Source organism: Sphingomonas sp. SUN039, assembly GCF_024758725.1.
Lineage (GTDB): Bacteria > Pseudomonadota > Alphaproteobacteria > Sphingomonadales > Sphingomonadaceae > Sphingomonas_O.
Genome location: NZ_CP096972.1, coordinates 2530043 through 2552885 on the forward strand (window position 1 = coordinate 2530043; position 22843 = coordinate 2552885).

Below are 22843 nucleotides of genomic sequence, written 5' to 3' on the forward strand. Positions count from 1 at the left end.
TGGCGGCTTTTTCAACCTCGGACCAATCGTTCTGCCTTGACGCCGATGTTCACGCGCAAGCCGCCTGGTAGCCATTCGCGTTCCAGCGACCCGCCGAGCTGTTGCACCACACTCATATCGGTCAGGCGCGTACCGAAGCCCTGCCTCTGGGGCGGGCCTGCAACCTGCGGTCCCCCGCTTTCGGTCCAGCTGATCAGGATGCTGTCGCCGACACGACGCGTTTCGATGGCGACATGGCCCCCGGCAACCGACAGCGCGCCGTATTTGGCGGCGTTGGTCGCCAGTTCGTGGAAGACAAGCGCGATGGGCGTCGCCCCGCGATCGTCGAGACCGATGTCGTCGCCCTCGATCTGCAACCGCCCCTCGTCGCGGGCGGGATAGGCGCTCATCAAGTCGCCCAGCATCGTCTTGAGCGTCACAATACCGACGATGGGCTGCGACTCGTCGCTGTGCGGCCGCACGAATTCATGCGCGCGCCCCAGCGCCGTAATGCGACCGCGTAGCTCGTCGGCAAAGGATTTGGCTTGCGGATTGCGCCGCGCCGACAAGGCAATAAGCCCGCCGATCACCGCGAAGATGTTCTTGATCCGGTGGCTCAGCTCGCGGCTCAGTATCTCATTCTGCTCGTTCGCCCGCTTCTGGTCGTCGATATCGGTGCAGGTGCCGATCCAGCGCGTGATCTGCCCCGCATCGTCGCGCACAGGCAGCGCACGGCCCAAGGTCCAGCGATAGGCACCGCTGTGGTGGCGCAAGCGGTATTCGATCTCATACGGCTCGCCGGTTGCCAGACTGTGCCGCCAGCGACCCCATGCGCGGTCCTGGTCTTCGGGGTGGAACATGCCGTTCCAGCCTTCGCCATCGGTCGATCCGACGGGGACGCCGGTGAATTCGTACCAGCGCGCGTTGTAATAATCGTGGAACCCGTCAGGCAACGTCGACCACACCATCTGCGGCATTGCGTCGGTCAGGATCGCGAACCGCGCATTGCTCTCGCGCAGGGCGTCCGACATCCCGTCATCGCTGCCCTCGGGGGCAAGTCCCGATAAAAGCGGCGGGTCTGCAACTGGGGAACTCATGGGAATTTCTGCGCCTCGCTCGGCGTTGGAGGTCGTAGTACTCGGCATTAAATACAAGGTCTTTCCGGGGCGGATCATTACGGCAACGCTTGGTCCCCGACATGCGTTCCGTTGCCTCTGTCCTACACGTCCGCGATCTGTCATCGTCGATGCATGACGCGTAACACCCCCACCCCGCTTTTCGCTGCTGCCCGCAATCCCGACCGCCATCTGGGGTTCGATATAGGCAAAGTTAGTCAAATTACGCGCGCAATCACTGCGGCTATTTTGCTTGCGCTTGGCACCCCCGCCGTCGCCGACGGACTGGTCGACAACGTCAATGGCATCACTTTGGACGATAAAGGTCAGGTAGTCCGCTTCACCGGCCTGACCGTCACGGCGGACGGCAAGGTCGGACGACTGATCCGGCAGGGGGAAAAGCCCTCGACCGACAAGAACTGGCGCGCCGACTGGCGGCTCGACGGCAAGAACCGCACGCTCCTGCCCGGCCTGTTCGACGCGCATGGCCATGTCATGGGACTGGGCATCGCCGCGCTGACGCTCGACCTGAGCGAGACGAAGACACTGGCGGAGGCGCAGGCGAAGGTCGCCGACTATGCCAAGGCGCATCCCGAACGTCGCTGGATCATCGGGCGCGGCTGGAATCAGGAAGTCTGGGGCCTTGGACGCTTTCCGACTGCCGCCGATCTCGACGCGGTGGTCGCCGACAAACCCGTGTTGCTCGAACGCGTCGACGGGCATGCTGTCTGGGCGAATTCGGCGGCGCTTGCCGCAGCAGGGGTGACCGCCAAGAGCGTGTCGCCGCCGGGTGGGCGTATCGAGAAGCTCGCGAGCGGCGCGCCCACAGGCGTGCTCGTCGATGCGGCTTCCGCGCTGGTCGAAAAGGCGGTGCCGCAGCCGCTGCCCGCCGAACGCGAACTGGCGCTGGCGAGCGCGCAGGATGTGCTGCTCTCGCTCGGCATCACCGCGATTGCCGATATGGGCACCAGTCCCGACGACTGGAACGCGATGCGCCGCGCGGGCGACAAGGGGGCGCTGCGCGTCCGCATCATTTCCTATGCCAACAGCATCGACACTGCGCTGTCGGTGGCGGGGTCGGGGCCGACGCCGTGGCTCTACGACGACCGGCTGCGGATGGTCGGCATCAAGATGTACGCCGATGGCGCGCTCGGTTCGCGCGGGGCATGTCTCAAAAAACCTTATGCCGATGCACCGGGACAGACGGGGCTGTGCTTCCTCGACGATACCAAGATGCGCAACATCATGAGCCGCGCGGCGATGAACAATCTGCAGGTCGCGACGCATGCCATCGGCGATGCTGCGAACGCGCAGGTGCTCGGCGCGATCGAGGAGCTGGTCCAGACCTACAAGGGCGACCGCCGCTGGCGGATCGAACATGCCCAGATCGTCGATCCGGCAGACCTGCCGCGGTTCGGCAAGAACGGGATTATCGCCTCGATGCAGCCGGTCCATCAGACCAGCGACCGCAAAATGGCCGAGGCGCGGCTCGATCCGCCGCGACTGGCGGGGGCTTATGCCTGGGCGTCGATGCTGAAGAACGGCAGCGTGCTCGCCTTCGGGTCCGACGTGCCGGTCGAAAGCGCCAACCCCTTCCCCGGCCTTGCTGCCGCGATCACCCGCGAGGGGGCCGATGGCCAGCCGTTCGGGGGGTGGCAGCCACAGGAACGCATTTCGCGCGAAGCCGCGCTCGCGGCGTTCACGACAGGGGCAGCGTTTGCGGGGCAGGCCGAGGACCGCATCGGACGTCTCGCGCCTGGCTATCGCGCCGATTTCGTGCTGGTCGATGTCGATCCGCTGCTGTCGACCCCCGCCCAACTGCGCGCGACCAAAGTCAGCGAGACCTGGATCGGCGGGAAGCGCGCGTTCAAGGCGAAGTAACGAGCGCCGTGAGTGTCCCGGGTGTCAGCACCTGCGGCAGGGTCTGTGCTTCCCCGCCCTTGGGGTAGAACAGGTAGAGCGGCACGCCTGAGCGGCCCTGCGCTTCGAGGAACCGTCCGATGGCCGGATCGCTGCGGGTCCAGTCGCCGACGAGAACCGCGACATTGCTCGTCTTGAAAGCGGCCTCGACCGAAGGTTGTTCGATTGCGACCCGCTCGTTGACCTTGCAGGTCAGGCACCAGTCGGCGGTGAAATAGACGAACACCGGGCGCCCCTTGGCGCGCAGGGCGGCGAGCCGGGTTTCGCTGAACGGTTCGGCGTTGAGTGCAGTCGGTGCAGCGGCCCCGGCAGGCGTCGCCGCCGGGAGCCAGGCAATGGCCAGGCCGGACGCGACCACCGCCGCGAGTGCGGCAAAGGCAAGGCCACCCTTTCCTTTCGCTTGCCGCAATCCGGCCCACCAGAACGCGAGCGCCGCTGCCAGCGCCCCGAGCAGACCGACCGTCACGGCGTCGCTCCCCGCCTGCCGACCGAGCAGCCAGACCAGCCCGAGCGCGGTCAGGAACATCGGCACGCTCAAAATGCGCCGCATCGTCGCCATCCACGCGCCGGGTTTCGGCAGGGCGCGCCGCAGCGCGGGGATGAAGCCGAGCAGCAGGAACGGCAGCGCAAGGCCCAATCCCAGCCCCGCGAACACCGCAAGCGCCGCCGCCGTCGGCAGCACCAGCGCCGCCCCCAGCGCCGCGCCCATAAACGGCCCGGTGCACGGCGTCGCGATGAATGCTGCCAGCGCGCCGGTTGCGACACTGTTGGTGCTCGCAAGGCCACCGCCGACCGTCGGCAGCTCGAACAGACCGGCAAAGTTGAGCGCAATGGCGGTGACGAGCACCAGCAGCGCGACGATGACGCGCGGATCCTGAAGCTGAAAGGCCCAGCCGACACTCGACCCGGCGGCCCGCAGCGCAAGGATCGCCCCGCCGAGCGCGACGCACACCAGCACCGCCCCCAACGTGTAGCCCAAGGCATCACGCCGCGCCGATCGTTCGTCCCCGCCCGCCTTGGCAAGGCTCAACGCCTTCAAGCTCAGGATCGGGAAGACGCAGGGCATGATGTTGAGGATCAGGCCACCGAGCACCGCCCCGCCGAGCGCGAGCAGAATCGCCGACCAGCCGGTTTCGGACGCCGGTAAGGGGGGCACCGTTCCCGGCGACGCTGCGATCGTCAGTCCGCGCCCCTCACCGGTCGACAGGACGCCCGACACCGGCTTCGATTCGTCACCGGTCGTGGCCAGTTCGGCGACCAGCAAATCCCCGTCGCGCCCGAATTTTTGTGGCGCGGCATCGACGATCAGGCCATTTGCCGCTGGAAAGAAGTGCGGTTCGACGAGCGCCGCACCCGCCGGAAACGGAATGGCGAACCGCAACAGCTTTCCCGCGCGTTCGAACCGCACGGTCGCGCCGAGCGGCGTCGGCAACTTCGTCCGCCAGCCATCGAACCGCACGCGCGCATCGGGTGTCCCATCGCCGACAGTCAAGACGGTCGAAAGCTCCGCCCGCTGCGGCACGCAGATCTGGTCGGTGCAGGCAAGATAGTCGAGCTTGAGCGCAACAGGCAATTTAGTCCCCGCCGCCAGCCCCTCCGGCAACGTCAGCGGCACAAGCAGCGCGTGCGGCCCCTCAAAAACATAATTCATCAGCCCGCCGACCACGAGCGGCTGCGGCACCGGGAACGACACCGACCCGGTCGTCGCGCCCTTAGGCAGGTTCCAGTCGAAGCGCGGCTCGAATCCCGCTTCGCCCGGATTCGACCAATAGCCGTGCCAGCCGGGTTCGGGCTGCATCGCGACCGCGAGCATGACCGTTTTGCCAGGCGCGGGCGTTGCGCTCTCGGCGACCAGCGTCGCGACGATGTGGTTCGGCTCGGCGCGCAACGGCACCACGCCGAACAGCGCGGTCACCGCCAATACCAATGTCACCAGACTGAAACGCCGTGCCGTCATGTCGCGCTTGTCTCCCTCGCGGCACCTCCATACGGTCGGCGCGATGATTTCGATACGGTGAAAGGCACTTACCGATGATCCGACGCCTTGTGGTTCTTGCGCTTGCGGCTCTTCCCGTCGGCTTGCTCGCGCAATCGCCACCGCCGCCCAAGCTGATCGTCGCGATCTCTGTCGATCAATTTTCTGCCGACCTGTTTGCCGAATACCGCGGGCATTTCACCGGCGGCCTGAAGCGTTTGTCCGGCGGCGTCGTTTTCCCGAGCGGATATCAGAGCCATGCCGCGACCGAGACGTGCCCAGGCCATTCGACGATCCTGACCGGTTCGCATCCGTCGCGCACCGGGATCGTCGCAAACGGCTGGGTGGATCAGACCATTACCAGCCGCCCCGATAGCAATGTTTACTGTGCGGAGGATGTGTCCAAGGGCAGATCGAGCAGTTCGAAGGATTACGTCCCCTCTCCCGTGACGTTGATGGTGCCGACGCTCGGCGACCGGATGAAGGCGATCAATCCGGCTTCGCGCGTCGTGGCTGTCGCGGGCAAGGATCGCGCCGCGATCATGATGGGCGGGCACCGGACCGACCAGATCTGGTTTCTGAACCCGCGCGATTATGCCCGGTTCGAGACGCTGTCGGATCACCTCTCGCCACCTCCCGCCGCCGTTGCAAGGGCGAATGCCGCCATCGATGCCGCGCTGGCCCGACCCATGCGACCGATGCCGCTTTCGCCGCTCTGCGCCGCACACAGCCGCACCATCGCGATCAACGCGACCAAATCGGTCGGCGAAGGGCGCTTTGCGCGACCGGCAGGCGACAAGCGCCTGTTCCGCGCCTCGCCCGAAGCCGATACCGCGACCGTGATGCTGGCGGGCGACCTGATCGATGACCTGAAACTCGGTCGCGGGGCCGCGACCGACCTGATCGCGATCGGCGTGTCATCGACCGATACGGTCGGTCATGTCTATGGCACCGAGGGCAGCGAGATGTGCCTTCAGTTGATGGCGCTCGACGCGCAGCTCGGCAAATTGTTCGCGCGGCTGGACCGGGCGCGGATCGATTACGCCGTTGTTCTGACTGCGGATCACGGCGGGCACGATGTGGTCGAACGCAATGTGCAGAACGCCCTGCCCGAAGCGGCACGTGTCGATGACAGTCTGACGGCCAAGGGTGTCGGCACATTGGTCGCGACCGAACTGGGACTTTCCCGTCCGGCGCTGATGGGGTCGGAATCGGCGGGCGACTTCTGGCTGGATGCGTCGATACCGGCTGACAAAAAGGCCCCGGCGCTGGCACGCTCTCGCGCGCTGTTCCTTGCCAGTTCCCAGGTTCAGGCCGTCTTTACCGCCGCCGAGATCGAGGCCACGGCCCCCGCCAGCGGACCGCCCGAAACATGGACCCTGATCGAGCGGGCACGGTCGTCCTATTACAAGGGTCGGTCGGGCGACCTCGTGGTCGTGCTGAAACCGCGCATCACGCCGATTTCCGCGCGTGTCGCGGGAGGACCCTATACCGCCACCCATGGCAGCCCCTGGGATTACGACCGCCGCGTGCCGATGCTGTTCTGGCGCAAGGGACTGATGCCGTACGAGCAGCCCAACAGCGTGGAGACCGTCGATATCCTGCCGACGCTGGCGGCATTGATCGGGCTGACGGTGCCCAAGGCCGAGATCGACGGCCGTTGCCTCGACCTGATTGCGGGTCCGGCGAGCAGCTGTCCCGCTAACTAGCGACTGTCGGTTACCTTGATCCCCGCACCGAGCTTGTTCGCGCCGATCTTGAGCGGTTCGCGGCTCCAGTCGGCGACGAACGTCGTGCCATAGCCCGCGCCGGGGGCAATCGAGGCATCGTTGCCCTCGACCACAAGCCCCGCCGATGGCTGCACACGCGATTCGGCGGCAACCGCGATTATCGCGCTGTGGTTTTCCTTGTTCTTGCCGACGACGAAGACATTACCCGCAATGCGACCCGTCGAGCCATTGGGCAGGTCGATGGCATAATTGGTCTCGCGTCCGGCCGAATCGTCGAAGCTGGAATTGGTGACGATCGTCCGCGCCGCGCGGCTCTTGAGATAATGCCCGCCGGTGCCGCGCTCGAAGCGGACCCGGTCGACGGTCAGCGTCCCCGCGCCGCCAACATAAATCGAATGCGAACACATGCCGCCCGGACATCCGCCAAGGCCGGCAAACGTCGACCGTTCGACGAGGATATTGTTCTGCGGATCGTCGTTGGTCAGGATGCCCTGTTCGGAATCGATGAACGTCGAGCGCGTGACGGTCAGGTCGCCCTTTTCCAGCCGGATGCCGACGCCATTGCGGTCGGGCACGCGGATGCCCTTGAACACCAGCCCGTCGACGGTGGCGCTGAGGCCGCGCAAGACGAGCGTCCCCTTGCCGTCGCATGCGCCGCCCTCGAAAATCGCGGTCGAGGGTTCTGCCGCACGGATGGTGATGTTCGCGCCGCCGAACACCGCGCAGTCGGGATAACGGCCGGGCGCGACGGTGATCGTGCCGCTGCCTTCTCCCAGCGACTTCACCGCATCGTCGAGCCGGTAGAAACTGCGTCCGGTTTCCTCGACACGGAAATTACCGCCCGATTGGGCAAGCGCGGGCGCGGCGATCAGGACGAGGGCGAGCGAGCGGAAACGGTGGGCCATGCCGCCCGATACCAGTCGCGCGACGTTCAATCCAGATTGGGACGCAGCCAACGGCGTGCCGTATCGGGATCGACGCCGCGCCGCACGGTATAATCGGCCAACTGGTCCTCACCGACGCGCGCCACGCCGAAATATTCGGCCTGCGGATGGCCGAAGTAGAAGCCGGAGACCGCTGCCGTCGGGAACATCGCAAAGCTCTCTGTCAAGGTCAGCCCTGTGTGCGCCGGTGCATCGAGCAGGTCGAACAGCATCGGCTTGAGCGAGTGGTCCGGACACGCCGGATAGCCGGGTGCAGGACGGATGCCGCGATATTCTTCCTTGATGAGGGCCTCGTTGGTCAGCTGCTCGGCCGGCGCATAGCCCCAGAGCGTGGTGCGGACATGCTGGTGCAGGCGTTCGGCAAAGGCCTCCGCGAAACGATCAGCCAGCGCCTTCAACAGGATGTCCGAATAATCGTCCTTGTCGGCCTGGAACCGCGCGAGATGCGGCTCGATGCCGTGGATGCCGACCGCGAACCCACCGATCCAGTCGCCGTCATGATCGATGAAATCGGCGAGGCACATATTGGCGCGGCCCTCGCGCTTGGCGATCTGCTGGCGCAGGAAGGGCAGGCGGACATGGGAATAATCGCCTTCAGGGGACTGTCCCCCCTTGGGGACTGTCCCCGGTTTGATCGCAGGGGACAGTCCCCAAGGGGGGACAGTCCCGAGTTCTGCGTGCACAATCACATCGTCGCCCTCGCGACGGCACGGCCACAGGCCCGCAACGCCCTTGGCGGTCAGCCATTTCTCGTCGATGATCTTCGCAAGCATCGCCTGCGCGTCTTCCCAGAGACTCCGCGCGCTTTCTCCGACGACTTCGTCGGTCAGGATCGCCGGATAATTCCCATGCAATTCCCAGGCGCGGAAGAACGGTGTCCAGTCGATGACATCGGCCAGATCGCGCAAATCCCAATTGCCGAACGCATGCACCCCCGGCTGCTCGGGCGGCGGCGGCTTTAGATGATGGTCGTACGGGAAGCTGTTCGCCCGCGCGTCCTCGATCACGATCAGCGCATTCTGCCCCTTGCCCGCGCGCACCTCGCGGACATGCGCATAGTCGTCGGCGAACCCCTTCACATAGGCATCGCGACCGGTGTCGCTGACCAGCGCGGTCGCGACGCCGACCGCGCGGCTCGCGTCGAGGACGTGGATCACCGGCCCGTCATAGGCCTCGTCGATACGAAGCGCGGTGTGCACCTTCGACGTCGTGGCCCCGCCGATCAGCAGCGGCATCGACATTTTCGCGCGCTGCATTTCCTCGGCGACTGTCACCATCTCGTCGAGCGAGGGCGTGATCAGGCCCGACAGGCCGATGATGTCGGCGTCGTTCTCGTTCGCGGCTTCGAGGATTTTCGTCCACGGCACCATCACGCCGAGATCGATGACCTCATACCCGTTGCACTGGAGCACGACGCCGACGATGTTCTTGCCGATATCGTGCACGTCGCCCTTGACGGTGGCCATAATGATCTTGCCCTTGGCGCGCGCACCGGGTTCTTTCGCGGCTTCGATAAACGGGATGAGGTGCGCGACGGCTTTTTTCATGACACGCGCCGATTTCACCACCTGCGGCAGGAACATCTTGCCGCTGCCGAAAAGGTCGCCCACGACATTCATGCCGTCCATCAGCGGGCCTTCGATGACTTCGATGGGGCGGGCGAATTGCTGGCGGCATTCCTCGGTATCGTCGACGACATAGGCGTCGATACCCTTGACCAACGCATGTTCGAGCCGCTTGGTCACCGGCCAGCCGCGCCATTCCTCGGCGGCCTTTTCGGTCGCGGCGTCGGTACCGCGGAACTTCTCGGCGAGCGTCACAAGGCGTTCGGTCGGTGTCTCGTTGTCGCTGCGCGCCGGACGGTTGAGGATCACATCCTCGCAGGCTTCGCGCAGCTCGGGGTCGATGGCGTCGTAAATGTCGAGCTGCCCCGCGTTAACGATCGACATGTCGAGTCCGGCGGGAATGGCATGGTAGAGAAACACCGAATGCATCGCGCGGCGCACCGGCTCGTTGCCGCGAAAACTGAACGACAGGTTCGACAGCCCGCCCGAAAAATGGACATGCGGGCAGCGCGCCTTGATGACCTTCACCGCCTCGATGAAATCGACCGCGTAATTATTGTGCTCCTCGATCCCCGTCGCCACCGCGAACACGTTCGGGTCGAAGATGATGTCCTCGGGCGGAAAACCGATGCCCACCAGCAGCTTGTAGGCGCGCTCGCAAATCTCGATCTTGCGGTCTTTGGTATCGGCCTGCCCCGCCTCGTCGAACGCCATGACGACGACCGCCGCGCCATAGGCCATGCACTTGCGCGCTTGCTGAAGGAACTGTTCCTCGCCCTCCTTCATGCTGATCGAATTGACGATGGGCTTGCCGGAAACGCACTTCAGCCCCGCCTCGATCACACTCCATTTCGAGCTGTCGATCATGAACGGCACCCGCGCGATATCGGGTTCGGCGGCGATCAGCTTGACGAAGGTCTCCATCGCGACGAGCGAGTCGAGCAGCCCCTCGTCCATGTTGATGTCGATGATCTGCGCGCCGTTTTCGACCTGCTGGCGCGCGACCTCGACGGCCTTGGCGTAATCGCCCGCCATGATGAGCTTCTTGAACGCCGCCGAACCGGTGACGTTGGTGCGCTCGCCGATATTGACGAAAGTGGGGAGGGGTTGGGTGTCCAAGTTCGTTCCAAGCAAGCTGTGCTCCTGCGAAAGCAGGAGCCATGTTCTCAAGTGTCAGGTCGCATCGCCAGAGCTCCTGCTTTCGCAGGAGCACAGCTCATGCCGCCAAAGTCATCGGTTCCAGCCCCGCCAGCCTTGTCGCTACGGCCACTCCCGGCAAACGCCGTGGTTCCAGCCTCGCGACCGCCTTCGCCATCGCCGCGATGTGCGCAGGCGTCGATCCGCAGCAGCCGCCAAGGATATTGACCTGCCCCGCATCGGCCCATTCGTGGACCAGCGCCGCCGTCTGCTCGGGCAGCTCGTCATACTCGCCCAGATCGTTGGGCAAGCCCGCATTCGGGTAAACCATGATCAGCGTATCGGCGAGCGCCGACAGCACCTTTACATGCGGGCGCAATTGCGATGCGCCGAAGCTGCAATTGAGGCCGATGGTAACAGGCTTTGCATGCCGCACCGCGTGCCAGAACGCCTCGACCGTATGGCCCGACAGGTTACGGCCCGACAGGTCGGTCAGCGTCATCGACACCATGATCGGGATCTCGCGGCCGAGCGCCTCCTGCGCGTCGAGCACGGCCATGATGCCCGCCTTGGCGTTCAGCGTATCGAACACGGTTTCGATCAGGATGAAATCGACGCCGCCCTCGATCAGGGCGTCGACCTGTTCGCGGTAAACGCCTTTCAGATAGTCGAAGGTAATTTCGCGGTAGCCGGGATCGTTCACGTCGGGGCTGAGCGACAACGTCTTGTTCGTCGGCCCGATCGCGCCCGCCACAAACCGCTTGCGCCCGTCGCGGGCGGCATATTCGTCCGCTGCCTTGCGGGCGATTTGCGCGCTGGCGACGTTGATCTCGCGCACCAGATGTTCAGCAGCATAATCGGCCTGACTGATCCGGTTGGCACTGAACGTGTTGGTCGAAACGATATCCGATCCCGCGTCGAGATAGGCGCGGGTGATCGTGTCGGGGACGCTCGGCTTGGTCAGCGCGAGGATGTCGTTGTTGCCCTTGGCGTCCTTGGCGAGCGCCAGGTCGCCCATATAATCGGCTTCGGACAGCTTCCAGTTCTGGATCTCGGTCCCGAACGCGCCGTCGGTGATGAGGATGCGGGTCGCGGCCGCCGCAAACAGGTCGTCACGCGCGCTCATGCTGCTTTCTCCAGTCCGACGCCCTGCGCCCGCAGCCCCAGCATGTGGCAAATCGCAAAGCTCAGCTCGGCACGGTTGAGCGTGTAGAAATGGAAATGCCGCGTGCCGCCCGCGTAAAGGCGGCGGCACAGCTCGGCAGCGATCGTCGCCGACACGAGCTGGCGCGCGGCAGGCAGTTCCTCGAGTCCTTCGAACAACCGCCCCATCCAAGCGGGCACGTCGGTGCCGCACATTGCAGCCATGCGGCTGGTCGCGGCAAAGGTCGACACGGGCATGATGCCGGGCACGATTTCGGCGCTGATCCCCGCAGCGGCAACCTGGTCGCGGAAGCGGAAGAAGGTTTCGGGCGCAAAGAAGAACTGGGTGATCGCGCGGTCGGCCCCGGCATCGAGCTTGGCCTTGAGATTGTCCAGATCGCTCTGCGCACAATCGGCGTCGGGATGGGTTTCCGGATAGGCGCTGACCGAGATCTCGAACGGGTGAAGTGTTTTCAGCCCCGCGACGAGTTCGACCGCATTGCGATAACCGTCGGGATGCGGCTCGAACTTCGCGCCCGCGACGGGGGGATCGCCCCGCAGCGCCACGATGTGGCGCACACCTGCGTCCCAATAAGCGTGCGCGACATCGGCAATCTCGGCCTTCGACGCGCCGACGCAGGTCAAGTGCGCAGCAGCAGGGACGCTGGTTTCGCTGGCGATGCGTGCGACCGTCGCATGGGTGCGCTCACGCGTCGAGCCGCCCGCGCCATAGGTGACCGAGACGAAGCGCGGGGCAAGTGGTTCGAGCATCCGCACCGAGTCCCACAAAGTCTCGTTCATCTTGTCGGTTTTGGGCGGGAAGAATTCGAACGACACCACCGCGTCGCCCGCTACATCGGCGTAGAGCGGCGCACCGAGCGCGCGACGCGCTTCTTCGAGTTGGGTGAGCGAGAGGGTCATGCGGCTAGAGCCTTGGCAACGGCGGGTCGGGTGCCCAACCAGAGTTTGACGGTCAGTTCGCCGCCGGTGAGTTCGTGGGTGTCTGTCAGCGACAGACCCGATGCGCCGAGCCAGCCGCCGATCTGGGCGTCGGAAAAGCCGAGACGCGCATGCGCGTCCTGCGTCCGCAGTTCCTCGCGGTCGTGGCTGGCGAAATCGACGATCAGCAAACGTCCGCCGGGGGCAACGATGCGCGCGGCTTCGCGCAAAGCGGCTTCGGGCGCGGGGATATAGTGCAGCACCTGGTGCATCACGACGGTATCCGCGCTAGCATCAGCAAGCGGGAGTTCGGCGACATCGGCCTGGCGGAAATCGACCGGCGTCGGCGCATCGGCGAGCTTGGCGCGGGCGAGACGGAGCATTTCGGGACTGCGGTCGATGCCCGTGGCATGGGTCGCCGAAACGCCAAGCAATTCGATCATCCGGCCTGTGCCGGTCCCGATATCGACCAGCCGCCCCAGCCCCGACCCGAGCAGGTCGCGCATGTGCGCCTCGACCGCGCTGTCGGCGACATGGAGCGAGCGGATCGCATCCCATTGTTCGGCATGCCCCGCGAAATAGCGTTCCGCCGCCGTTGCACGGTCAGCGCGGACAGCGTTCAACCGTGCCGCATCGGCAACCGCCCAATGGTCCTCGCCGCCCGCGTCGATCAGCGCGAACAGGGGGACTGCGATCGGGCTCGGCGCGGGGGTCAGGAACACCCAGCTGCCCTCGCGCCGCCGCGCCGCCACACCGGCATCGACGAGGATCTTGACGTGACGCGACACGCGCGGCTGGCTCTGTCCCAGAACTTGGGCAAGTTCACCCACAGAAAGCTCCATCCGCCGCAGCAAGGCAACAATCCGCAGCCGTGTCGGATCGGCAAGGGCGCGAAAGATATCCACAGCGGCGGTCATAACAGGCGCATATAAAGAAATCTTTATATGCGGTCAATGTTGCGGATTGTGGACGGCGAAAAAGACCTTTGCCTTTTTCTTGCCATAGTCTGCAAAAGCCATTATCTGGCGTTCCGTGCCGGAGCGACAACGCAACGGGGGTCGCGAATACGCGGCCCGTTATCAACCTGACCGAGGGATGTCTCTCATGAAGAAGATCGTTACCGTTGCCGTGATCGCCGCCGCCGCCACGCTCGCCGCGTGCTCGCCTGCCGCGAAGAACGAAACCGCCGAAGCCGCCAATGCCGTCGCGACGGACGTCAACGCGACCGCCGCTGCCGGGATCAACTCGATCGACGCCGCCACCGACAATGCGATGGACAGCATCTCGAACGCTGCCGACGCCGCCGGGAACAAGGTCGAATCGGCCGCCGACAAGATGAAGGCTGCTGCCGGCAACGCGATGACCGACGCGGGCAACACGCTGAAGAAGTAAGCGTTACCGCTGAACCGAAAGGGGCCGTCCGGGCAACCGGGCGGCCTTTTTTGTTGTAGCGCGCGAAGCGGGCGCAGCGCATGATCGCGCGATGCGAACCTTGCTTCTTGTCGCCCTGATGCTCGCCGGATGCAGCAGCGCCAACCGGACCGACGGCGTCACGCCGAGCGAGGCGGCGCAATTGAACGCCGCAGCGGACAAGCTCGACGCCCAAAGCGAGAATGCGACGCGCCAGTAGCGCAAACGGGGAAGTCTAGTCGGTCGGCGGCTCGTTGTGCCAGAACCGTGTCACATCGATACGCTGTTCGAACGCCACGCCGATACGGCGATCGTGCGCCCAGCGCACCGTGGCTGGGAATTGCTCGGCCGCGCTGAGTTTCAGCACCACCGCGTTCGAGATCTTCGCATCGGGATCAATCTCGATCATGGCACCGCCGCCCGAGATATTTCGGACGCGCACCGGATGCGTTTCGCCCTCGCTGCATAGCTGGCCCCGGCGAAGGAGCGCCGCGCGCGGCTCGCGCTCGACGGCGTCGAGGGTGCGCCCGCTGCGCGCCGCAATCAGCGCCGCTGCCTGCCCGCCGTCCATGGCCTTGCCCAGAATATAGCCCTGTGCCCGCGAGCAGCCGAGCGACCGTATGACCGATATCTCGCCCGCCGTTTCCGCGCCCTCCGCGGTCGTCGTCATGCCGAGGCTTTCGGCCAGCGCCACGATTGCCGAGATGAACCGCATGTCGACGCCGTCGTCGGTCGACAGGCCGCGCACGAACGACCGGTCGATCTTGATCGTATCGAAGGGCAGGCGTTTCAGATTGGCGAGGCTCGCATAGCCGGTGCCGAAATCGTCGAGCGCGAAGCGGACGCCGAGCTGCTTGATCGTCGCGAACATCGCATCGATACGGTCGCCCTCGGCGACAAAAACGCCTTCGGTCAGTTCGAGTTCGAGCCGGTCGGGCGCGACGCCCGACGCAGCCAGCGCATTCGAGACCAGCGCGGGAAGCTGTGCACTGCGGAACTGGAGCGGCGAGATGTTGACCGCGATCCGGATTTCGTCGGGCCAGTGCGCGGCCTCGGCGAGCGCGGTCCGCAATACCCATTCGCCGATTGGGCCGATGATGCCGATTTCCTCGGCAATCGGGATGAACAGCGACGGTGAAATCTCGCCGCGTTCGGGATGGTCCCAGCGGGCCAGCGCCTCGAACGCGCAGGGCCGGTCGGTCGCGAGATCGAACACCGGCTGATAGGCGAGGCGTAGTTGGCCCTTGGCGAGCGCCTCGCGCAGGTCGTCCTCGAGCAGGCGGCGGTCGTCGGCATCGCGGTGCATCTGCGGCTGGTAAAAACTGTGGACGCCACGCCCCGCCGCTTTCGCGTCGTACAGCGCGAGGTCGGCGTTACGGAGCAATTCGTCGGGATCCTCGCCGTCGAAAGGTGAAATGGCGATGCCGACCGATGCCCCGATCGAAATCGTCGAAGGGCCGATGGTATAGGGAAACGACAACCGCTTGATGACGGCATCGGCCAGTCGGGCGAGATTTTCGCGGTCGTCGACATCGGGGACGACCACCGTGAATTCGTCGCCGCCGAGGCGGCAGACACAGCCATGGTCGCCGACGACATGCGACAGCCGCTGGGCGACCTGTTGCAACAGCACATCGCCGACCGGATGCCCGAGCGTATCGTTGACGCCCTTGAACCGGTCGAGGTCGAGCATGAACAGCCCGCAATCGCCCTGCCCTTTCAGCTTTCCCTCGGTTTCGAGCGCGGCCTGCAAGGTCCGCCGCATCAGCACGCGATTGGGCAGGCCGGTCAGCGAATCATAATGGGCAAGCCGCGCAATTTCGGCATCGGCGCGGCGCGATCCCGACAGATCGAGCGCGAAACCGCGGAACCCGGCATAGGCTCCGTGCGCGTCGAGCATCGGGCGACCGCTGAGCGACCACCAGACGGCAGGGTCGTGCGCGGCCTGCACCGCGACATCGGCAAAGGCAGTGCGGCCGCCGAAGTGAAAGCCCAGCGTCCGGGCGACCGAACCCCCTTCGGAACCACCTTCGGGCGCGACGAGATCGGACAGGGCAAGCGTCGAAAGGTCGTCGTCGGCAAGCTGCAGGTCGGCGATCATGCGCGGCGTCAGATAGGCGATCCTTCCGTCGCTGTCGGTGGCCCAGAACCATGCCTTGCGGCTCGCCTCGACATCGCCCAGCAATCCCTCGCGGTCGGTCAGCGGGTCGCCGTCATGGCCGTCGCCGCGCCCATGGCCGCGCATCGCCGCCAGCGATTCCGACAGGCGCGCGAGCACCGAGCCGGACGGCACAGGGTCTTCGGACTGGACCAGATGGCGGAGCGACGGACGCATCGTTTGTCCGTGCTACGCGGACAGGGTTGATTTAGCGTTAGCGATACACGCGAAACAGCCGGGGCGGTGAGGCCCCGGCTGTCGGCTTTTTCGGTTAGACTAGCAGGCAGCGGCAAAGCCGCTGCTTCGTCGGTCGGGACTTCGGTGAGCCGAAGCCCGCCGTCCGGTCCGGAACGAGTCCGGGAATAGCATCGCTATTCCCGGCCGTTCTCGGACTAGAAGTCCATGCCGCCCATACCGCCCATACCGCCGCCCATGCCGCCGCCCATCGCGGGCGACTTGTCTTCGGGCATTTCCGAAACAGCCGCTTCGGTGGTGATCAGCAGACCCGCGACCGATGCTGCGTTCTGCAGCGCGGTGCGGACGACCTTGGTCGGGTCGATGACGCCCGCCGTGACGAGATTCTCGTACACGTCGGTCGAGGCGTTGAAGCCGAACGATGTGTCCGACTGGTCGAGCAGCTTGCCCGAGACCACCGCACCGTCATGCCCGGCGTTGGCCGCGATCTGGCGAACCAGCGAGGTCAGCGACTTGCGGACGATGTCGACGCCGCGCGTTTGGTCGTCGTTGATGCCGGTCAGCCCTTCGAGTGCCTTGGTCGCATAGAGCAGCGCCGTCCCGCCACCGGGGACGATGCCTTCTTCGACGGCTGCGCGCGTTGCGTGCAGCGCATCGTCGACGCGGTCCTTGCGCTCCTTGACTTCGACTTCGGACGCGCCGCCGACCTTGATGACCGCAACACCGCCGGCCAGCTTGGCCAGACGTTCCTGCAGCTTTTCCTTGTCGTAATCCGACGTCGTGTTCTCGATCTGCTGACGGATCGCTTCGACGCGGCCCTTGATCGCATCGGCATCGCCCAGACCGTCGATGATCGTGGTGTTGTCCTTGTCGATCGTGACGCGCTTGGCCGAACCCAGCATCGCCACTGTCACGCTCTCGAGCTTGATGCCGAGGTCTTCCGAGATCATCTCGCCCTTGGTCAGGATCGCGATGTCCTCGAGCATCGCCTTGCGGCGATCGCCGAAGCCCGGTGCCTTGACGGCGGCGACCTTCAGGCCACCGCGCAGCTTGTTCACCACGAGCGTGGCAAGCGCCTCACCCTCGATGTCCTCGGCGATGATCAGCAGCGGACGGCCCGACTGGACGACGGCTTCCAGAATCGGGAGCATCGCCTGCAGGTTCGACAGCTTCTTCTCGTGGATCAGGATGTAGGGGTCGTTGAGTTCGACCGACATCTTTTCCGGGTTGGTGATGAAGTAAGGCGAAAGGTAGCCGCGGTCGAACTGCATGCCTTCGACGACGTCGAGCTCGAAATCGAGGCCCTTGGCTTCCTCGACGGTGATGACGCCTTCCTTGCCGACCTTTTCCATCGCTTCGGCAATCTTTTCACCGACGACGGTGTCGCCGTTGGCCGAAATGATGCCGACCTGCGCGATTTCAGCCGTGCCCGAAACCGGCTTCGACCGCGCCTTGATGTCCTCGACAACCTTGATGACGGCGAGATCGATGCCGCGCTTCAGGTCCATCGGGTTCATGCCGGCTGCAACCGACTTCATGCCTTCGCGCACGATCGCCTGGGCGAGGACCGTCGCGGTCGTCGTGCCGTCACCGGCAACGTCGTTGGTCTTCGACGCGACTTCGCGGACCATCTGTGCGCCCATGTTCTCGAACTTGTCCTTGAGTTCGATTTCCTTGGCGACGGTGACGCCGTCCTTGGTGATGCGCGGGGCACCGAACGACTTGTCGATGACGACGTTGCGGCCCTTGGGGCCGAGCGTTACCTTCACCGCATCGGCGAGAATGTCGACGCCGCGCAGAATGCGCTCACGCGCGTCGCGGCTGAATTTTACGTCCTTGGCTGCCATTTTGGAAACCCTTTCAAAATTGGTTGTCGTTCAGAAAGTCACAAAGGTCACACCTGAAACACTATCGAATCAGGCTGCGATCCCGAGCCCGTTGGCGTCAGCCAACAATCCCGAGAATATCGCTTTCCTTCATGATGAGCAGGTCTTCGCCGTCGAGCTTGACCTCGGTGCCCGACCATTTGCCGAACAGGATCTTGTCGCCCGCCTTAACGTCGAGCGGGGTCACGGTGCCGTCCTCGGCCTTGGTGCCCGAACCGACCGAGACGATTTCGCCTTCCTGGGGCTTTTCCTTGGCGGTGTCGGGAATGATGATGCCGCCAGCCGTTTTCTCTTCCGCTTCGATGCGGCGGACCAGCACGCGGTCGTGCAGGGGTCGAAATGCCATATGATTTGCCCTTTGTTGATGCCCCGGGAGGAGCGTGATTCGCGCGTTAGCACTCAGCGAGTGCGAGTGCCAGCAAAGGGGCATATGGGCAGCGCCGCATGGAGCGTCAAGGGTTCGCTGAGCGTGAATTGACGGACTAGGTTCGATGGACTAAGTCGAAGATATGACCGCGCTGAACGTCCATGAAGCCAAGACACATTTTTCGCGTGTCCTGACGCGCGTCGAGTCGGGCGAGGAAGTGGTAATCGCGCGCGGCGGAAAGCCGATTGCGCGTGTCGTGCCATACGATCCGGAGGCACGCTCCAAGCGCAAACTGGGATTTTTGCGCGGGCAGATCGACGTCCCCGAGGATTTCGACACGATGTTTCAGAAAGAGATCGAGGGTATGCTCGGCGAGCTGACCATTCCGCAGCGATGAGCCTGCTTCTCGATACGCATATTCTGCTTTGGGTCGGCGAGTCGCCTGAAAAATTGCCATCCGACATCGCCGATATGATCGAAAATGGGGACGACGACGTCGCGTTCAGCACTGTGAATATCTGGGAAATCGCGATCAAATACGCGCTCGGTCGCCCCGATTTCCGCACGGACCCGGCGCTGGTTTTGCGCCGTTTCCGCGAGGCGGGCTATCGCGAGCTGGCGGTAACGAGCGAACACGCGATGCGTGTCGGCACACTCGCACGGCTGCACAACGACCCGTTCGACAGATTGCTGGTGGCGCAAGCCATGGTCGAAGGGATGACGCTGTTGACAGCCGACGCGGCACTGGCGGCCTATCCGGCAATGGTTCGGATCGTCTGACGTCGTGACCCGGCCGATCGACGAGCAACCGTCCTGCGTCACTGACCGCTGGCCCGACCGCGTGCGCCTCCCCTTCGCTTTCGACCCCGCAGCCTTGCAGGCGGACCTCGCCGCCTTCGACACGACCGACTGGACCCGCCATTTCGTGCCGCAGAATTACGAGGGCAAATGGGACGTTCTGCCGCTGCGTGCCAAGCGAGGGGCGACGCATCCGGTGGCGATGATCTATTCGGACCCGGTGGCGACCGATTATGTCGACACGCCCTGGCTCGACCACGCGCCCTGTCTGCGTGCGGTCCTCGCACAGTTCGACTGCACTATGTTGTCGGCACGGCTGATGCGCCTGACGCCAGGGTCGACGATCAAGGAGCACAGCGACCTCGACCTCGATGCGGCCCTCGGTCGCGCGCGCATCCACGTGCCGGTGATCACCAATGACGATGTTGTATTTCTGCTGAACCGGGTCGCGGTCGATATGGCTCCGGGCAGCGTCTGGTATCTGCGTCTCGCCGACCCGCATTACGTCCACAACGGCGGCACGACCGACCGGGTTCACCTCGTTATCGACGTGCTGACAAACGACTGGGTGGTCGCGCAGTTGGACGCTGGAGTTGCGACCGAAGCGGGTTAAGCCCGAACCTGCACTTTACCCCCTGCCGCCGCTCGGCTACCGCGCGCTGTATGAGCATGGCAGGACACTCAGGGATTTTCGGGCGATGAATCTGGTACGCGGCGCGTGGCGCATTCTGGTCGGGATCAAGGACGGGCTGGTCCTGCTGTTCATGCTGCTGTTTTTCGGCGCGCTGGCCGCCGCACTCACCGCGCGCCCGGGGACGAAATCGATCGGCACCGGCGCGCTGGTGATGGAGCTGAAAGGCAGCATCGTCGAGCAACCGGCAAGCATCAGCCCGACCGAGGCGCTGACCGGCGGCAGCCAGATGAAGCAATACCGCCTGCGCGACATTATCGCCGCGCTCGACGCCGCGGCGACCGACGACCGGGTGAAGACCGTGGTGCTCGACCTCGACGGCTTCACCGGCGGCGGGCAGGTCGCGCTCGGCGATGTCGGCGCGGCGCTCGACAAGGTCAAGGCGAAGAAGCCAGTGCTGGCGTTCGCGACCGGCTATAGCGACGACGCCTATCAGCTGGCGGCGCATGCGTCCGAAATCTGGCTCGACCCGATGGGGCTGGCGCTGTTCCAAGGGCCGGGCGGATCGCGGCTCTATTACAAGGGCCTGCTCGAAAAGGTCGGCGCGAACGTCCATGTCTATCGCGTCGGCACGTATAAATCGGCGGTCGAACCCTATATCCTCGACAAACAATCGCCCGCCGCCAAGGAGGCCGCGACTGCGCTCTACGCGTCGCTGTGGCAGGGCTGGCAGGCCGAAGTCGGCAAGGCGCGGCCCAAGGCGCAGCTGGCGGCCTTCATCGCCGATCCAGCCGGGGCGGTGGCGGCCAGCGGAGATACCGCCGTGGCAGCGCTCAAAGCCGGAATCGTCGATAAGCTCGCCGACCGCGCCGCCTTCGACAAGCGCGTCGCGCAGATCGCGGGCGCGGGCCGCAAGGAACAGGCCTATGCCCGGATCGAGCTGAAACCCTATATCGCCGCCAAGGCGCGCAAGACCGGCGACAAGGCCGTCGGCGTCGTGACGGTGGCGGGCATCATCCAGGATGGCGAGGCCGAGGCCGGGACTGCCGGTGGCGAGACCATCGGCAAGATCGTCGACAAGGCGGTGGCATCAGGCAAATACAAGGCGCTGGTGCTGCGGGTGGATTCGCCCGGCGGATCGGCGCTGGCGTCCGAACGGATCCGCTCCGCGCTGGTTGCGGCGCGGGCCAAGGGGATGCCGGTTGTGGTGTCGATGGGCAATGTCGCCGCATCGGGCGGCTATTGGGTGGCGATGGCATCGGACAAGGTGTTTGCCGAACCCTCGACGATCACCGGATCGATCGGTATTTTCGGGATCATCCCGACGTTCGAGAACGGCCTGAAGAAAATCGGCATCACCGCCGACGGCGTGGCCACGACACCGTTGACCGGGCAGCCCGATGTGGTCGGCGGCACCAATGCCGCGTTCGACGGCGTGGTCCAGACCGCCATCGAATCCGGCTACAAGCGGTTCCTCAATCTGGTCGGCGGCGCGCGCAAGATGACGCCCGAAAAGGTCGACGGCATCGCGCAGGGCCGTGTCTGGGACGGCGGCACCGCGCGGCAACTCGGGCTGGTCGATGCGTTCGGCGGCGTCGACGACGCGATTACCGAGGCAGCCCGCCTTGCCAAGCTCGACCCAGCCGAGCCGCATGCGGTGTGGCTCGACAAGCAGCCCGGCTGGCGCGAGGCCTTTGCCGCAATATTCGGGCCCGACGAAGAAGAGGGCGGCGCGACCGACCTGCTGTCGACGCTGTCGCGGGCGCGCATGGCCACGCTGGCGGGCGCTGTCGAGGATGCCCGCACGATGATGGCGTCGTCGGTAGTGCAGGCGCGTTGCCTCGAATGCCCGGTGGCGGCGGCACCGGTGAAACCGGCAACCGTGATGCAGTTGCTGACCGCATGGATGGGCGCATGATCGATTTGCGCCCCGCCACGCCCGACGATGCCCAGGCGCTGCTCGGCATCTACGGCCCCTATGTGGTGACCAACGCGGTGTCGTTCGAAAGCCTGCCGCCGACGCCCAAAGAGATGCGCGCGCGGATCACGGCAGCGGGCGATACCCATCCGTGGATCGTGGCGTGCGACGGCGAGAGCGGGCTGGTGCTGGGCTATGCCTTTGCCAAGCCCACGCGCCCCGGCAACGCGTACCGCTTCTCGGTCGAGACGGCCTGCTATGTCGCGGGCGAGCTCGAGGGGCAGGGCATCCGCCGCACCCTGTACAGCGCACTGCTGTCGACGCTGACGGCGATGAATTACACCCAGGCAATTTCGCAACTGACAATGCCGCAGGACAAGGCGATCCTGCTGCACGAGGCGATGGGGTTCCGTCGTGCGGGCGTGTACCGCGAGGTCTGTTTCAAGAACGGCCAGTGGATCGACGTCGGCGTCTGGCAACGCGAATTGTCGCAGCCGGGGACGCCGCCGGACGAGCCGCTGGGGTTTGCCGCGACGGGAATCGTGCGAAGCTAGCTCGCGATATAATCCCGGAGCGCCGCGGCTTCGCTTTCGATCTTGTCGATGCGGTGTTTGACGAGGTCGCCGATCGATACAAAGCCGACCATCGCGCCGCCCTCGACTACCGGCAAATGGCGGATGCGCCGTCGGCTCATCATCGACAGCGCCGACATCACCGGCGCATCGGGCTCCACGGTCAGCGCTGGTGAGGTCATCACATCGCCGACGCGCTTGTCGAGCGCCGCCGCGCCATCGCGCTCGAGCCCGTAGATCACGTCGCGCTCCGAAAAAATGCCGATCACGCCGGTCGCATCGGTCACCGGTACGGCCCCGATCCGGAACGTCGCGAGCAGCTTCACGGCATCGGCAACGGTCGCATCGGGCGCAATCGAGGTCACCCCGCCGTCCTTGCCCGAAATTATGGCCCTGACAGTCATCGGCGCATCTCCTACAGGCGACTCTGCACCGGTCGCTGGGGGGATAATTCCACGCAC

At 65.1% G+C, this 22843-nt stretch carries 20 protein-coding genes; 9 read left to right on the top strand and 11 right to left on the bottom strand.

Translation table 11 applies throughout. The annotated features are described in order from the left end of the window. Positions 1-11: 11 nt before the first annotated feature. Positions 12-1076, bottom strand: a complete 1065-nt coding sequence (locus tag M0209_RS12330) for a sensor histidine kinase (RefSeq protein ID WP_408988202.1) — start codon at positions 1074-1076, stop codon at positions 12-14. 153 nt (positions 1077-1229) lie between these two features. On the opposite strand from M0209_RS12330, the gene M0209_RS12335 reads away from it, so the two are divergent. After that, on the top strand, positions 1230-2975 hold the full coding sequence (locus tag M0209_RS12335) for an amidohydrolase (protein WP_258888562.1): 1746 nt from the start codon (positions 1230-1232) through the stop codon (positions 2973-2975). On the opposite strand, the gene M0209_RS12340 is transcribed toward M0209_RS12335, so the two are convergent. Beyond that, positions 2962-4971 carry a protein-disulfide reductase DsbD gene (locus M0209_RS12340; RefSeq protein ID WP_258888563.1) on the bottom strand — a complete coding sequence of 670 codons (2010 nt, stop codon included), beginning with the start codon at positions 4969-4971 and terminating at the stop codon, positions 2962-2964. The genes M0209_RS12335 and M0209_RS12340 overlap by 14 nt on opposite strands. A gap of 74 nt (positions 4972-5045) precedes the next feature. Here M0209_RS12340 and M0209_RS12345 point away from each other — a divergent pair, with 74 nt between their 5' ends. Then, entirely contained in the window at positions 5046-6698 is a 1653-nt protein-coding gene (locus tag M0209_RS12345; RefSeq protein WP_258888564.1) for an alkaline phosphatase family protein, read from the top strand. On the opposite strand, the gene M0209_RS12350 is transcribed toward M0209_RS12345, so the two are convergent. The 5 genes from M0209_RS12350 to M0209_RS12370 form a co-directional block, all read right to left on the bottom strand. After that, complete coding sequence (locus M0209_RS12350; protein WP_258888565.1) at positions 6695-7624, bottom strand: right-handed parallel beta-helix repeat-containing protein; 930 nt, start codon at positions 7622-7624, stop codon at positions 6695-6697. The genes M0209_RS12345 and M0209_RS12350 overlap by 4 nt on opposite strands. Positions 7625-7650: 26 nt before the next feature. Next, positions 7651-10347 (bottom strand): methionine synthase, encoded by a 2697-nt coding sequence (metH, locus tag M0209_RS12355; RefSeq protein WP_258888566.1) that lies wholly within the window; start codon positions 10345-10347, stop codon positions 7651-7653. A gap of 97 nt (positions 10348-10444) precedes the next feature. Then, on the bottom strand, positions 10445-11491 hold the full coding sequence (locus M0209_RS12360) for a homocysteine S-methyltransferase family protein (protein WP_258888567.1): 1047 nt from the start codon (positions 11489-11491) through the stop codon (positions 10445-10447). Continuing rightward, positions 11488-12429: a methylenetetrahydrofolate reductase [NAD(P)H] gene (metF, locus tag M0209_RS12365; RefSeq protein ID WP_258888568.1), complete on the bottom strand. Its 942-nt coding sequence runs from the start codon at positions 12427-12429 to the stop codon at positions 11488-11490. Before metF ends, M0209_RS12360 begins: the two co-directional genes overlap by 4 nt. Further along, the gene (locus M0209_RS12370; protein WP_258888569.1) at positions 12426-13364 is read right to left on the bottom strand and encodes a metalloregulator ArsR/SmtB family transcription factor; all 939 of its coding nucleotides are present in this window, start codon (positions 13362-13364) and stop codon (positions 12426-12428) included. The genes metF and M0209_RS12370 overlap by 4 nt, the downstream gene beginning before the upstream one ends. Positions 13365-13551: 187 nt before the next feature. Here M0209_RS12370 and M0209_RS12375 point away from each other — a divergent pair, with 187 nt between their 5' ends. Together M0209_RS12375 and M0209_RS12380 are read left to right on the top strand one after the other, a co-directional pair. Next, positions 13552-13839, top strand: coding sequence for a hypothetical protein (locus M0209_RS12375; RefSeq protein ID WP_258888570.1), 288 nt, complete (start codon positions 13552-13554; stop codon positions 13837-13839). Between the two features lie 91 nt (positions 13840-13930). After that, positions 13931-14077 (top strand): hypothetical protein, encoded by a 147-nt coding sequence (locus M0209_RS12380; protein WP_258888571.1) that lies wholly within the window; start codon positions 13931-13933, stop codon positions 14075-14077. Positions 14078-14092: 15 nt separating this feature from the next. On the opposite strand, the gene M0209_RS12385 is transcribed toward M0209_RS12380, so the two are convergent. The 3 genes from M0209_RS12385 to groES all read right to left on the bottom strand — a co-directional run bounded on the left by M0209_RS12385 (position 14093) and on the right by groES (position 18442). After that, positions 14093-16192 carry an EAL domain-containing protein gene (locus M0209_RS12385; protein WP_258888572.1) on the bottom strand — a complete coding sequence of 700 codons (2100 nt, stop codon included), beginning with the start codon at positions 16190-16192 and terminating at the stop codon, positions 14093-14095. Positions 16193-16407: 215 nt separating this feature from the next. After that, positions 16408-18057: a chaperonin GroEL gene (gene groL, locus M0209_RS12390; protein WP_258888573.1), complete on the bottom strand. Its 1650-nt coding sequence runs from the start codon at positions 18055-18057 to the stop codon at positions 16408-16410. A 97-nt stretch (positions 18058-18154) separates the two neighbouring features. Then, complete coding sequence (gene groES / locus M0209_RS12395; protein ID WP_258888574.1) at positions 18155-18442, bottom strand: co-chaperone GroES; 288 nt, start codon at positions 18440-18442, stop codon at positions 18155-18157. A gap of 163 nt (positions 18443-18605) precedes the next feature. On the opposite strand from groES, the gene M0209_RS12400 reads away from it, so the two are divergent. The 5 genes from M0209_RS12400 to M0209_RS12420 all read left to right on the top strand — a co-directional run bounded on the left by M0209_RS12400 (position 18606) and on the right by M0209_RS12420 (position 22364). After that, positions 18606-18860 carry a type II toxin-antitoxin system Phd/YefM family antitoxin gene (locus M0209_RS12400; protein WP_258888575.1) on the top strand — a complete coding sequence of 85 codons (255 nt, stop codon included), beginning with the start codon at positions 18606-18608 and terminating at the stop codon, positions 18858-18860. Further along, positions 18857-19243 carry a type II toxin-antitoxin system VapC family toxin gene (locus M0209_RS12405; protein WP_258888576.1) on the top strand — a complete coding sequence of 129 codons (387 nt, stop codon included), beginning with the start codon at positions 18857-18859 and terminating at the stop codon, positions 19241-19243. The genes M0209_RS12400 and M0209_RS12405 overlap by 4 nt, the downstream gene beginning before the upstream one ends. Positions 19244-19247: 4 nt before the next feature. Then, entirely contained in the window at positions 19248-19874 is a 627-nt protein-coding gene (locus M0209_RS12410) for an aspartyl/asparaginyl beta-hydroxylase domain-containing protein (RefSeq protein ID WP_258888577.1), read from the top strand. An 85-nt stretch (positions 19875-19959) separates the two neighbouring features. Further along, positions 19960-21810, top strand: coding sequence for a signal peptide peptidase SppA (sppA, locus tag M0209_RS12415; protein ID WP_258888578.1), 1851 nt, complete (start codon positions 19960-19962; stop codon positions 21808-21810). After that, positions 21807-22364 (top strand): GNAT family N-acetyltransferase, encoded by a 558-nt coding sequence (locus M0209_RS12420; protein WP_258888579.1) that lies wholly within the window; start codon positions 21807-21809, stop codon positions 22362-22364. The genes sppA and M0209_RS12420 overlap by 4 nt, the downstream gene beginning before the upstream one ends. Here M0209_RS12420 and M0209_RS12425 read toward each other — a convergent pair. Beyond that, positions 22361-22786, bottom strand: coding sequence for a CBS domain-containing protein (locus M0209_RS12425; RefSeq protein WP_258888580.1), 426 nt, complete (start codon positions 22784-22786; stop codon positions 22361-22363). The two genes, M0209_RS12420 and M0209_RS12425, sit on opposite strands and share 4 nt — an antisense overlap. Positions 22787-22843 lie beyond the last annotated feature (57 nt).